The organism is Streptomyces sp. NPDC044571 (assembly GCF_040647115.1).
In the GTDB taxonomy this organism is placed as follows: Bacteria; Actinomycetota; Actinomycetes; order Streptomycetales; family Streptomycetaceae; genus Streptomyces.
The window spans coordinates 11,341-24,615 of sequence record NZ_JBEZBN010000023.1 but is presented as its reverse complement, the minus strand read 5'-3'; the positions used below and the strand labels follow the sequence as shown (position 1 = coordinate 24,615).

Sequence of the window (13,275 nt, the reverse complement as noted above, 5' to 3'; positions counted from 1 at the left end):
TGCCAGTCCCGAGGCTCCTTCGTGCTGTCGCCCCCGTTCGGGGACAAACAGAAGGGCCGCGGATCCCGGGTGGGGTTCCGCGGCCCTGAAGGCGCCGGCCTGATCGTCGGATCAGGCTGGATCACTCCAGGGTTCGAGCCCACGGAAGGCCCACATCAGGTGGTGCTGCTGCTTCGTCTGCGTCGTCTGGGATCCGGCACCGGCTGCGGCCGCGAAGCCATAGGCGCCATGCGCCTGGGCTTCCGCTACTGCCACCGGTGCCTGGGTCGGTCGCTCATTCCGCTCACGCACGGGAAGCGTGGCCAGGAGGGCACGGCTGTCAGCGGAAATCGCGGACAGACCGGTACCCAGGAGCGAAGCGGAGGAGCCGAGCAGGCAGGAGGCGGCAACCGAGCGATCGGTCATTTTGGTGCTGGTGATGAAGCTGGTCACTGGTCTCGCCTCCTCTCGGCGTCTCGGGGAGCTGGGCCCGAGGGCCCGTCCCATGCGTATTCGGATAAGTACAGCACGGAACCAGGGCTTCGTAGAAGCCACCGTTTCCGTTGCTAAGAACCTATGGGGATCCGCTGGGCATGTGCAAACTATTTTTCCGACGAGTTTCTACGCGTCGTCAGCATCCGCACCCCCAGGCTCCTGACCTGCACAGATGGCCAACACCTCGGCTCCGTACCGGTCAAGCTTGCGGCCGCCCACTCCCGAGATCATCGAGAGCTCTCCCGCCTCGGACGGCGCGGCCTCCGCGATGGCCATGAGCGTCTTGTCCGTGAAGACGCAGTACGGGGGCAGTCCCTGCTCCTTCGACCGGTCCGCGCGCCACTCCCGCAGCCGCTCGTAAAGGCCCTCGTCCATGTCCGACGGGCAGTCCTCGCAGCGCATCAGCTTCAGCTCGCCGGCCTCGGTCAGGGTCTTGCCGCAGACCCGGCAGCGCACCGGCCCGCGGCGGCCCCGCTTGCGGGCCGGCTGCTCGCCCGCGGCGGCCATCCGGCTTCCGGGGACCGCGGAGCCCGGGCGCAGCCCGTTCAGGAAGCGGCTGGCACGTCGGGAGGCCCGGCCGCCCGGGGAGCGGGAGAGCGCCCAGGACAGGGTCAGGTGGTGGCGGGCCCGCGTGACGCCGACGTACAGGAGCCGGCGCTCCTCCTCGACCTGCTCGTCGGTCTTGGCGTAGGTGATCGGCACCATGCCGTCGGTGAGGCCGACCAGGAACACGGCATCCCACTCCAGGCCCTTCGCCGCGTGCAGCGAGGCCAGGGTGACGCCCTGGACGGTCGGAGCGTGCTGGGCGGCCCGGCGCTCGTCCAGCTCGATCACCAGGTCGGCCAGGGTGGCCCCCGGGCGCGCCCGGGAGAAGTCCTCGGCGAGCCGGACCAGCGCCGCCACGGATTCCCACTGCTCGCGCACCGCGCCCGAGCCGGCGGGCGGCTCGGCCGGCCAGCCGGTGGAGCTGAGCACGGCCCGCACCTGGGAGCCGAGCTCGACGACGTCGTCGAGCAGCGGGTCGTTCCCGCCGGAACGGGCGGCGCCGCGCAGCGCGAGGATCGCCTTCTGCACCTCGTTCCGCTCGAAGAAGCGCTCCGCGCCGCGCAGCTGGTACGGGACGCCGGCGTCGGCGAGGGCCTGCTCGTAGACCTCGGACTGGGCGTTGATGCGGTACAGCACGGCGATCTCGCCGGCCGGGACGCCGGCCGCGATCAGGTCGCGGATCCGCGCGGCGACGCCCTCGGCCTCGGCGGGCTCGTCCGGGTACTCCGCGTAGACCGGGTCGGGGCCGGGCTCGCGCTGGGAGACCAGCTCCAGGCGGTGCTCGGCGGCGCGCCCCTTGGCTTGGCGCAGCAGCCCGTTGGCGAGGTGGACGACCTGCGGGGTGGACCGGTAGTCGCGGACCAGCTTGACCACCGTCGCCTGCGGGTAGCGGGTGCGGAAGTTGAGCAGGTGGTCGGGGGTGGCCCCGGTGAAGGAGTAGATGGTCTGGCTGGCGTCCCCGACGACGCAGAGGCTGTCGCGCTCGCCGAGCCACAGCTCCAGCAGCCGCTGCTGGAGCGGGCTGACGTCCTGGTACTCGTCGACGACGAAGTGCTGGTACTGGGCGCGGATCTGCTCGGCGATGTCATCGCGGTCCTGCAGGATGCCGACGGTGAGCAGCAGCACGTCCTCGAAGTCGATCATGCCGCGGTCGCGCTTGAGCTGCTCGTACGTCCCGTAGATCTGGGCGATCTCCGCCATGTCCCGGGGGGCTTCGCGGCCGGCTTTGATCGCGGCCGCCGGATAGTCGGCGGGCACGGTCTGGGTGACCTTCGCCCACTCGATCTCGCCGGTGACATCGCGCAGCTCGCCGCGGTCGAGCCGGATGCGGCAGCGGGCGCCCGCCTCGGCGACGAGCTGGACCTTGCGCTCGGCGAGCCGCGGCACCTCGCCGCCGATCGCCTTGGGCCAGAAGTACTGGAGCTGGCGCAGGGCGGCGGAGTGGAAGGTGCGCGCCTGGACCCCGCCCGCGCCGAGGGAGCGCAGGCGGCCGCGCATCTCGCCGGCGGCACGGTTGGTGAAGGTGACGGCAAGCACACTGGCCGGCATGAGCCGCCCGGAGCGGACGCCGTAGGCGATGCGGTGGGTGATCGCCCGGGTCTTGCCCGTCCCGGCGCCCGCCAGGACGCACACCGGCCCGCGCAGGGTCGTCGCGACCTCGCGCTGCTCCGGGTCCAGGCCCAGGAGCACCGCGTCGGCCGAGTCGGCGTCGGCTGGGAGGGAAGGGAAGTGCGTTGCTGCTGTCACCCCGCCATGCTGCCAGGTCGCCCGGGGCGGACGGGAAATCCGTCCACAGGCCGACCGTATTCGTCGTACTTGACGGACCCGGTGCACCACGGGTGCGGGAATGGCACCGCACTCCCGTACGTTCGAGTACTCGGACCACCCAGACCACAGAGGAGCGAGCATGCAGGACACGGGTTCCGTGACGATGTACAGCACGACCTGGTGCGGCTACTGCCGCCGGCTGAAGACCCAGCTGGACCGGGAAGGCATCGCGTACAACGAGATCAACATCGAGCTGGACCCCGAGTCCGCCGCTTTCGTCGAGAAGGCGAACAACGGCAACCAGACGGTTCCCACCGTGCTCGTCGTCTCCCCCGCCGGCAGCGAGTCGGTCATGACGAACCCGAGCCTCGCCCAGGTCAAGCAGGCCCTCGCCGTCTGATCCCGCTGATACGCCGGCGCGCCCCGCGCACCCGGAGCCCAGAAAGGCCCCCGCCGCGGCGGGGGCCTTCTGCTGTGACGAACGACGCCTGCGCGCTACGCGAGCGGCTTCGGCAGCGGCTCGCCGTACCAGCGTTCCACCAGGCGGGCCGCGATGGAGATGCCCGACGGGGGGATCACCGCGCCCGACTCGAACGCCGCGCGCAGCTCCTCGCGGGAGAACCAGCGGGCCTCCTCGATCTCCTCGCCGTCGACCGTGATCTCGGAGCTGACGGCGCGGGCCGTGAAGCCCAGCATCAGGCTGTACGGGAACGGCCAGGGCTGGCTGGCGACGTACTCGACCTCGCCGACCTTGACGCCGGCCTCCTCCCACACCTCCCGGACCACCGACTGCTCGATCGATTCGCCCGGCTCCACGAAGCCGGCCAGCGTCGAGAAGCGCCCTTCCGGCCAGTGCACCTGGCGGCCCAGCAGGGCGCGGTCGTGCTCGTCGGTCACCAGCATGATCACGGCCGGGTCGGTGCGCGGGTAGTGCTCGGCGCCGCAGCCCGGGCAGCGGCGGATGTGCCCGGCCGCCGCGACGACCGTGCGCTCGCCGCAGCGGGAGCAGAAGCGGTGCATCCGCTGCCAGTTCTCCAAGGCCACCGCATGGACCATCAGCCCGGCATCGCGCGGGGACAGCAGCAGGCCCGCCTCGCGCAGGCCGGCCGGGCGGGCCGACTGGTCCATCCGGCCCGGCAGCGAGTCCTTCTGCAGCGCGAAGTACCGCACGCCGTCCTCGTCGGTGCCCAGGAAGTACCGGTGCGTCTCGGTGAGCGGGGCCTCGAAGGCCGGGGTCATCACGATCCCGGTCTCTCCGTCGGGGGTGTCGTCGATCAGGACCTGGCCGCCGGAGACGACGAAGACGCGCGTCGTCGGGTGGCTCCAGGCGGCGGCGAGCCAGGCCTCGTCGAGGCGGTGGTGTGCGGCGCGGTCGATTCCGCTGGCCGCGGCGAGCGAGAGAGGGCGCTCGGTGTGCGTGCTCACAGGTACTTCCAACTCCCCCGGTGGTGGGACAGACAGGCAGGCTCGGTGAAACGTGGACGGTGGTGGGCCGGGGACGCCGCGTGTGGCGCGGTGGCGCGGCGGTCCCGGGCGGGCTGGGGCGGTCTCAGGCGGGCTTCCCCCGGGCGCCGAGATCACCCCACAGGTACGCGGCCGTCTCCACCCCCTTGAGGAGGAGGTCCAGCTCGACCTTCTCGTTCGGCGAATGCCAGCCGTCGGACGGTACGGAGATGCCGAGGAACAGGACGGGCGCGTCCAGGACGTCCTGGAGGTCCGCCGCCGGTCCCGAGCCGCCCTCGCGGGTGAAGCGGACCTTCTCGCCGAAGGCGCGGCCCATGGCCCGTACGACCGACTGCAGCGCCGGGTGGTCCAGCGGCGTCAGGCACGGCCGGGTGGGGGCGCCGAACACGATGGAATGCCGAATCCCCTCCGGGATCCGGGCGGCGACCCAGTCCCTGACGGCCGCCTCGACCTCGTACGGGTCCTGCCCGGACACCAGGCGGAACGAGAGCTTCAGGTGCGCGGAGGCCGGCACGATGGTCTTGCCGCCGGGGCCCTGGTAGCCGCCGCCGATGCCGTTGACCTCGGCGGTCGGGCGGGCCCAGACCCGCTCCAGGGTGGAGTAGCCCCGCTCGCCCGCGGTGGCGTGGGACTTGGCCGTACGCAGCCACTCGGACTCGTCGAACGGCAGCTCGGCGATCAGCGCCCGCTCGTCGTCGGTGAGCTCGGCGATGTTGTCGTAGAAGCCGGGGATGGTCACGCGCTCGTCGGCGTCGTGCAGCGCCGCGACCAGGCGGGCGGCGACGGTGGCCGGATTGGGCACGGCCCCGCCGAAGGCGCCGGAGTGGATGTCCTGGTCGGGCCCGTGCAGGTCGATCTCGCAGTCGGCGACGCCGCGCATGCCGGTGCAGACGGTGGGGGTGGTCTCGGACCACATGCCGGTGTCGGAGACGATCACGACGTCGGCGGCCAGGCGTGCGGCCTCCCGCTCGACCAGGGCCCGGAAGTTCGGGGAGCCCGACTCCTCTTCGCCCTCGACGAGCAGCTTGAGGTGCACCGCGGGAGCGGAGGCGCCGGTGGCGGCCAGGTGGGCCCGTACGCCCAGGGTGTGGAAGAACACCTGGCCCTTGTCGTCGGCGGCTCCGCGCCCGTACATCCGGCCGTCCCGGACGACCGGCTCGAAGGGGTCGGTGTGCCAGCCGTCGGCCAGGGCGGCGGGCTGCACGTCGTGGTGTCCGTAGACGAGGACGGTGGGCGCGTCCGGGTCCTCGCTGGGCCACTCCGCGAAGACGGCGGGCGCGCCGGGCGTCGGCCATATCTCGGCGACCGGGAAGCCGGTCTCCTTGAGCTTCGCGGCGAGCCACTCGGCGCTGCGCCGTACGTCGTCCGCGTGCTCCGGCTGCGCCGAGACGGAGGGAATGCGCAGCCACTCGGCGAGGTCGTCGAGGAAGGCGGCGCGGTGCGTGTCGATGTACGTGCGGACGACGCTGTCCGCCGGGATTTCGCTCATGCCCATGAGCCTATCTGTCGGCCTGGGGGCCACTGCCCGTGCCCGATTTGCCTTGGAGGATCCGCTCAAGACGGGCGCGGTCGGGGAGGTCCCGCGGCCGGATCACGCGGCCGCTGCGGACGTGGAGGAAGGCGGCGGCGACCCGGTCGAGGGGAGTGCCGGTAGCTTCCGCCCAGGCGAGGCGGTAGACGGCGAGCTGGAGGGGATCGGCCTGCGTGGTGCGGCCGGTCTTCCAGTCGACGATCTCGTACGCGTACGGGGCGTCGGGGCGGGGGTCGTGGTAGACGGCGTCGATCCGGCCGCGGATCACCCGGCCCGCGAGGGTGAGCTGGACCGGGACCTCCATGCGGTGGGGGGTGCGCTCGGCGTACGGGCTGCGCTCGAAGGCCGCCTTGAGGGCGTCTAGGTCGGCCTCGTCGGCGATCTCCTGGTCGGAGCCGGGCAGCTCCGTCTCCGGTTCGAGCAGGTCGAGGAAGGGCAGCGGCAGCTCGTCGAAGCGGGACTCCACCCACGCGTGGAAGCGGGTGCCCTGCCGGGCGGCGGGCTGCGGGGGCTTGGGCATGGGGCGGGCGAGGTCGCGGGCGAAGGCCTGCTCGTCCGCGGCGAGGCGCAGCAGCTGGCTGGCGGAGAGCGCGGCCGGGAGCTCCACGTCCCGGACGGTGGCGCGGGCACGGCGGAGCTCGCCTTCGAGGGCGTCGAGGTCCCGGTCCCAGGACGCGATGGTGCGCTCCTCCTCGGGCGTCGTCTCGGGGCCGTTGCCGGTGCGGGAGCCGGAGCCGGAGCCCCGGAGGGCGGCCTCCGGAGCGGCGGCGCCCCAGAGCTCCGCCTCCGGCCAGAGCTCGTCGTCCTGCGGGGCGGCGGCCCGGGTGCTCGGCTTCCCCACCCCGCCCCTTCCCGAAACCGGGGCTCCGCCCCAGCCCCCGGAACCGACCGGGCCGTCGGCCCAGGGCCCGGGGGCCTGCGCCGCGTCCGCGGGCAGCCCGGACTCCCCGTGACCGCCCGGGAACGGGTCGTCGGTCCACGGCTCCGGCTCCGGCTCCGGGGGCTCCGACGCGTACGCCGGGTCCTCGCAGTCCGGGGGCCAGAGGTACGGGTCGTCGGCCCCGGGCGCAGCCGGGGCCGGAGCCGCGCTGTACGGATCGTCCGCAGGAGCGGAAGCGGAAGCCGGGGGCGCAGCCGCGCGGTACGGGTCGTCGGCCGCGGCGGCTGCGGGCGGAGCCGCAAGGTAGTGGTCCTCGTCCGCCGGTGCATCCGCGGGCGGGTCCCAAAGGTCTTCCTCCGCAGGAGCGGAAGCGGAAGCCGGGCGAGCAGTCGGTCGGTGCGGGGGGCGGGCCGTGAGGTACGACTCGACCAGGGCCGCCGCCGAGCGGCGCAGGGCGAGGGACTCCGGGTCCAGCGGCAGCGGCCAGGACTGGTCCTGCGTCGACCCCGCCGCCAGGGCCGGGTTCTCCTCGCCCGGGGCCGGCTCCGGCGCCCAGGCCTCGATCTCGCCGTGTCCCGCGACGCAGTGCTCGTACAGCGCCGACAGGAACGACGACGGGCCGCGCGGCTTCTTCTGCGTGGGGCCCCACCAGTGCCCCGAGGCGAGCAGCAGGGAGCGGGGGCGGGTGAAGGTCACGTAGCCGAGGCGGAGTTCCTCGGTCTCCTTGTGGTCCTTCAGGGCCGCCTTGAAGGCCTTCAGCCCCGCCGAGGTCCACGCCGGATCACCGGGAAGGGTGGAGGCGTCGCCGCGCAGGGCGTACGGCAGCACCTTGGCGTACGAGGTCCAGGCCTCCGGCGGGTTCTCCTTCGGGAACGCGCCCGCGCACAGCTCCGGGACCACGACCACGTCCCACTCCAACCCCTTGGACTTGTGCGCGGTGAGCACCTTCACGGTGTTCTCGCCGCCGGGCAGGGCGTGGTCGAGGCCCTTCTCGTACTGGGCCGCCGTGCGGAGGAAGGCCAGGAACGCCAGCAGCGACGCCTCCCCGTCCAGGGAGGCGAAGCCCGCCGCCACGTCCAGGAAGCCGGACAGCGTCTCGCGCCGCCGCGCGGCCAGGGCGTGCGGGGAGGCGGACAGTTCCACGTCGAGGCCGGTCACGGCCAGCACCCGGTGCAGTACGTCCATCAGCGGGTCGGCGAGCGAGCGCCGCAGGTCGCGCAGCTCCTGGGCCAGGTGCGCGAAGCGGACCCGGGCGGCGGCCGAGAACGGCAGGTCGTCGGGCTGCGAGGACGTGCCGGAGCCGTCCAGGAACGTCTCCAGGGCGTCCGCCAGCGAGATGACCTCCGCCGGGTCCACGCCCTCCACCGCCGCCGCGAGGCGCTCGTCCGGGTCCTCCGCCCCGCCCGGCGAGCGGCCGATCAGCAGCCGTGCGCGCCGCCCGAGCAGGGCCAGGTCGCGCGCGCCGATCCGCCACCGCGGCCCGATGAGGAGGCGTACGAGCGAGGCGTTGGCTCCCGGGTCCTGGAGCACCTCGCACACCGCGACCAGGTCCGCGACCTCCGGGAGGTGCAGGAGCCCCGACAGGCCGACGACCTCGACCGGCACGTCCCGGGCCACCAGCACCGCCTGGATCTGCGCGAAGTCGGCGGCGGAACGGCACAGCACCGCGATCTCCCGCGGCTCCGTGCCCGTCCGGACCAGGTGCGCGACGGAGTCCCCGAGCCACTCCAGCTCCTCGGCGCGGGTGGGCAGCAGCGCGCAGCGCACGGAGCCGGCCCGCTCCTCCCCCGGCGCGGGCCGCAGCGCCTCGACTCCCTCGTGCATGGCCCGCAGCGGGGCCGCGAGCCCGTTGGCCAGGTCGAGGAGGCGGCCGCCGCTGCGCCGGTTCTCGCTGAGCGAGAAGCGCGTGGCCGGGCTGCCGTCCGCGTGGGGGAAGTGCTCGGGGAAGTCGTCCAGGTTGGCCACGGACGCACCGCGCCAGCCGTAGATCGCCTGGCAGGGGTCGCCGACGGCGGTCACGGCGTGCCCGCTGCCCCCGCCGAACAGCCCGGACAGCAGCAGCCGCTGGGCCACCGAGGTGTCCTGGTACTCGTCGAGCAGGACCACCCGGAACTCCTCGCGCAGCAGCACCCCCACCTCGGGCCGGGTGGTCGCGAGCTCCGCGGACAGGGCTATCTGGTCGCTGAAGTCGAACAGGTCGCGGGAGCGTTTGGCGGCGCGGTAGCGCTCGGTCAGCTCCAGCAGCTCCAGGCGGCCGCGCGCCGCCTCGGGGACCTTGCGCAGGTCGTCGTTGGTGAGCCGGGTGCCGGACAGCACGTCCAGCAGCCCCGTGTCGTACGCGCGCAGCCGCTCCGGGGGGACCAGGTGCTCGGAGAGCTCCGCGTCGAGCGCGAGCAGGTCACTGACCAGGTCGGGGACGGACCTGGTCAGCGCCGGGTACGGGCCGGGCGCCTCGCGGAGCACCCGCGCGGCGAGCTGGAAGCGGGTGGCGTCCGCGAGCAGCCGGGCGCTGGGTTCCAGTCCGATGCGCAGGCCGTGGTCCTTGAGGAGCTGCCCGGCGAACGCGTGGTACGTGGAGATCCGCGGCTCACCGCCGACCGCGTCGACCCCGGTCAGGAGGGGGGCGGGGTCGGGGTCGCCGATGCCGGCCGCCGCGAGGGCCTTGCGGACGCGCTCGGCGAGCTCGCCGGCGGCCTTGTTGGTGAAGGTCAGGCCGAGGACCTGTTCGGGCGCGACCGTCCCGGTGCCGACCAGCCAGACCACGCGGGCGGCCATGACGGTGGTCTTGCCCGAGCCGGCGCCGGCCACGATGACCTGCGGGGCGGGCGGCGCGGTGATGCAGGCGAGCTGCTCGGGCGTGAAGGGGATGCCGAGGAGCTCCTTGAGCTGCTCGGGGTCGGTGAGGACGGCCGGAAGCGAGGGAGCGGCGGGAGCGGAGGGTGCAGGGGACGGACGCGCGGGCACGGGAAAGAGGCTAGCCGCAGCCGCCGACACTCCCGCTCACTCGACCGTCTGGCGGCCCTCCGGCCGGGCGCTGCAGGCACTGCGGAAGGAGCAGTGGTCGCAGTGCTTGCCGACGGCGGGGGTGAAGCGCTCGTCGAGCACGCGGCCCGCGGCGGTGGCGAGCAGGTCGCCGACCCACTCGCCGTCCAGCGGCTCCTGGGCCTGCACCTTGGGGACGGCGTCGCCGCCCTCGCGGACGGCGGCGCCCTGGCGCAGGTGGACGAGCTCGGCGCCGCCCGGCTGCGGCCGCAGGCCGTCGAAGACCTCGTCGACGGCGCCTTCGCGCACCGCGAGCTGGTAGACGGCGAGCTGCGGGTGCCGGGCGACCTCGGCCTTGGTGGGCGCGGCCTTGCCGGTCTTGAAGTCCACGACGTACGCACGCCCCTGCGGGTCCGATTCGACCCGGTCCATGGAGCCCCGGATCCGAACGGCGTACTCGCCCGCTTCGAGCGTGACGTCGAACGCGTGCTCCGTGGCCACGGCCGCCCTGCCCCCGCGGTCGGTGGTGTGCCAGCGCAGGAAGCGCTCCAGGGCCGCGCGGGCGGTCTCCTTCTCCTGGCGGGACTTCCAGGGGGCGTCGAAGGCGAGGGCGTCCCAGACGGAGTCGAGGCGCTCCATCAGGACGGCCAGGTCGGCGGGGGTGCGGCCGGAGGCGACCTCGTCGGCGAGGACGTGGACGACGTTGCCGAAGCCCTGTGCGGCGGTGGAGGGTGCGTCGGCCTTGACCTCGCGGCCCAGGAACCACTGGAGGGAGCAGGTGTTGGCGAGCTGGTCCAGGGCGCTGCCGGACAGGGCGACGGGCCGGGCCCGGTCGCGCAGCGGAACGCTGCTGCGGGTGGGCTCGTACAGGCCCCACCAGCGCTGCGGATGCGCCGCGGGGACGAGCGGGCGGTCCTCCTCGTCGGTGAGCGCGGCGAGGCGGGCCAGCCGCCGGGCGGCCGCGTCGCGCAGGGCGGGCGAGGCCTCGGGGTCGACGGTGGTGGCGCGCAGCTCGGCGACGAGCGCCGGGACGGCGAGGGGGCGGCGTGGCCGGCCGGCGACGTCCTTGGGGGTGACGCCGAGCTCGGTGAGGAAGCGCGAGGGCTGGTCGCCGTCCTCGGCGGGGGCCTTGACGGCGGTGACGACGAGGCGTTCGCGGGCGCGGGTGGCGGCGACGTAGAAGAGGCGGCGTTCCTCGGCGAGGAGGGCGCCGGGGGTGAGGGGCTCGGCGAGGCCGTCGCGGCCGATGCGGTCGGCTTCGAGGAGGGAGCCGCGGCGGCGCAGGTCGGGCCAGAGGCCTTCCTGCACGCCGGCGACGACGACGAGCCGCCACTCCAGGCCCTTGGAGCGGTGGGCGGTCATCAGCCGGACCGCTTCGGTGCGGGTGGCCTTGCGGGTGAGGGTGTCGGCCGCGATGTCCTCGGCTTCGAGCTGTTCGAGGAAGTTCAGGGCGCCGCGGCCGCCGGTCCGCTCCTCGGCGCGGGCGGCCGTGTCGAAGAGCGCGCAGACGGCGTCGAGGTCGCGGTCGGCGTTGCGGCCGGCCGGGCCGCCGCGGCGGGCGCTGCGCTCCAGCCGCTGCGGCCAGGGGGTGCCGTCCCAGAGGGTCCACAGCACCTCTTCGGCGGTGCCGCCGCCCTGGAGCAGCTCGCGGGCCTTGCGCAGGAGCAGCCCGAGGCGCTGCGCTCCGCGGGCGTACGAGGGGTCGTGCGCGACGAGCCGTTCCGGCTCGGCGAGGGCGCGGGCCAGCAGCACGTCGGACGGTGCGGGCACCTTGATCCCGGCGGCCCGCTCCTCGTCGCGGAGGGCACGTCCGAGCCGGCGCAGGTCGGCGGAGTCCATCCCGCCGAGGGGCGAACCGAGCAGGGTGATGGCGGCCTCCACCCCGACCCACCCCTCATCAAGGGCGCCGCCGAGCCCGCCTACGGCTCCGGCCGCGGCTTCGGCTTCGTCCGGCGCGGCTGGGGCTGCGGCCTCCGGCCCGGCGGCTGCGGACGCCGGGGTGGTAGGGGCGCCCGCTTGGCGCTGGGCGGGGACGGTGGCGGGGGGAGATCCGGCCTCTTCCGCGGCGGCGGAAGCCGGGACCGGTCCGGCCGGGGTCCGGTCCGCGCCCGGGCCGGGGGGCAGGGTGGACAGGGCCAGCGTGCGCAGCGCCGTCAGCAGGGGGGACACCGCCGGCTCGTGGCGCAACGGGATGTCCGTGCCGTCCGTCTCGGCCGGGACCCCCGCCGAGATCAGCGCGCGCCGCATCGCCGGCAGGGTGCGCCCGCCCGAGCGGACCAGGACGGCCATGTCCTGCCAGGGCACGCCGTCCTCCAAGTGCGCCCTGCGCAGGATGTCCGCGATGTTGTCGAGCTCGGCGCCGGCCGTCGGGTACGTGAACACCTCGACCCGGCCGCCCTCCCGCGTGGCCCGCAGCTCCCGGTGCGCCCGTACGGCGGCCGCGGGCAGCCGCGGCACCGGCATCCGCGCGGTCAGCAGGCGGGTCGCGGCCAGCAGGTTCGCGCCCGAGCGGCGGCCGACCGTCAGGGCGCGGACGGCCGCGCCGGGGAAGACCCCCTCGAAGTCGAGGATGTTGTTCAGGTCGGCACCGCGGAAGGCGTAGATCGACTGGTCCGGATCGCCGAAGGCGACCAGCGTGCCGGTCGGCCCGTTCAGGGCCCGCAGCAGCCGCAGCTGCGAGGCGTCGGTGTCCTGGTACTCGTCCACGTAGATCACGTCGTACGCACCGGACAGCGACGGCGTGCGCTCGGCCAGCAGGACCGCACGGTGGAGGAGCTCGGCGTAGTCCAGCGTGCCCTGCATGTCCAGGACGTCCAGGTACTCGGCGAGGAACGCGGCCGCCGCCTTCCAGTCCGGACGCCCCAGCCGGGACGCGAACGCGTCGAGCGCCTCCGGCCCGAGACCCAGCTCACGGGCGCGGGCGAGCACCGCGCGGACCTCGTCCGCGAAGCCGCGCGTGGTCAGCGCGGCCCGCAGGTCGTCCGGCCAGCGGATCGAGCGGATCTGGCGCTGGCCCTCCAGCAGGGTGCGGACCATCACGTCCTGCTCGGGGCCGGACAGCAGCCGCAGCGGATCCGCGAACAGGTCCGCGTCCTGGTGGGCGCGCACCAGCCCGTAACAGAAGGAGTGGAAGGTGGTGGCCTGCGGCGCCCGCGCCCCGCCCAGGCGCAGCGCGGCCCGGTCGCGCAGCTCCACGGCCGCCTTGCGGCTGAAGGTGAGGATCAGGATCCGGGCCGGGTCCGTACCGGCCTCGACACGGGCGGCGGCCGCCTCGACCAGCGTGGTCGTCTTCCCGGTGCCCGGCCCGGCCAGGACCAGGAGCGGCCCGCGGATGTGGTCAACCACCGCCTGCTGCGCTGCGTCCAGCACAGGGGGATCCACCCGTTCCGGCCCGGTGCGCACGAGGCGGTACGCGTCAGGGGTCCGCGTACGCCGCCGCTCGGAGCGGTCGGAGGGAGAGGTGATCACGTGGGGTGCCGGTCCTGGTGGGTCTGCCGTTGCCGCGGCCGCTGCCGCGTCCGCCGAAGAGGCAACGCTACGGCAACCGGCGCGCCCCGCGCAGTTCCCCGAGGTGGGGCGCCGGCTCGGGGCCGGGGGCTCCCCACCGCACCGGGCGGGCCGGCGTGCGGGC

General features: G+C 74.4%; 7 protein-coding genes. 1 reads left to right on the top strand and 6 read right to left on the bottom strand.

Translation table 11 applies throughout. The features are described from left to right. Positions 1-111: 111 nt before the first annotated feature. Both AB0B01_RS14725 and AB0B01_RS14720 read right to left on the bottom strand, forming a co-directional pair. On the bottom strand, positions 112-432 hold the full coding sequence (locus tag AB0B01_RS14725) for a hypothetical protein (protein ID WP_361717702.1): 321 nt from the start codon (positions 430-432) through the stop codon (positions 112-114). 168 nt (positions 433-600) lie between these two features. After that, positions 601-2,766 (bottom strand): ATP-dependent DNA helicase UvrD2, encoded by a 2,166-nt coding sequence (locus AB0B01_RS14720; protein WP_361717699.1) that lies wholly within the window; start codon positions 2,764-2,766, stop codon positions 601-603. Positions 2,767-2,926: 160 nt separating this feature from the next. Here AB0B01_RS14720 and AB0B01_RS14715 point away from each other — a divergent pair, with 160 nt between their 5' ends. Beyond that, complete coding sequence (locus AB0B01_RS14715) at positions 2,927-3,187, top strand: mycoredoxin (RefSeq protein ID WP_356849836.1); 261 nt, start codon at positions 2,927-2,929, stop codon at positions 3,185-3,187. 95 nt (positions 3,188-3,282) lie between these two features. Here the strand turns inward: AB0B01_RS14715 and nudC are convergent, their stop codons facing one another. From nudC to AB0B01_RS14695, 4 genes are all read right to left on the bottom strand, one after another. Continuing rightward, complete coding sequence (gene nudC, locus AB0B01_RS14710) at positions 3,283-4,224, bottom strand: NAD(+) diphosphatase (RefSeq protein WP_361717696.1); 942 nt, start codon at positions 4,222-4,224, stop codon at positions 3,283-3,285. Positions 4,225-4,336: 112 nt separating this feature from the next. Then, a complete protein-coding gene (locus AB0B01_RS14705) occupies positions 4,337-5,740 on the bottom strand; it encodes a dipeptidase (protein WP_361717693.1) in 1,404 nt (467 codons plus the stop codon). 10 nt (positions 5,741-5,750) lie between these two features. After that, a complete protein-coding gene (locus tag AB0B01_RS14700; protein ID WP_361717690.1) occupies positions 5,751-9,626 on the bottom strand; it encodes an ATP-dependent DNA helicase in 3,876 nt (1,291 codons plus the stop codon). A gap of 36 nt (positions 9,627-9,662) precedes the next feature. Then, complete coding sequence (locus AB0B01_RS14695) at positions 9,663-13,109, bottom strand: ATP-dependent DNA helicase (protein WP_361717888.1); 3,447 nt, start codon at positions 13,107-13,109, stop codon at positions 9,663-9,665. Positions 13,110-13,275: the final 166 nt, after the last annotated feature.

Excerpts from the sequence above, each read along its gene's own strand:
- AB0B01_RS14715 (WP_356849836.1), top strand. The coding sequence starts at position 2,927 with ATGCAGGACACGGGTTCCGTGACGATGTACAGCACGACCTGGTGCGGC.
- AB0B01_RS14705 (WP_361717693.1), bottom strand. The coding sequence starts at position 5,740 with ATGAGCGAAATCCCGGCGGACAGCGTCGTCCGCACGTACATCGACACG.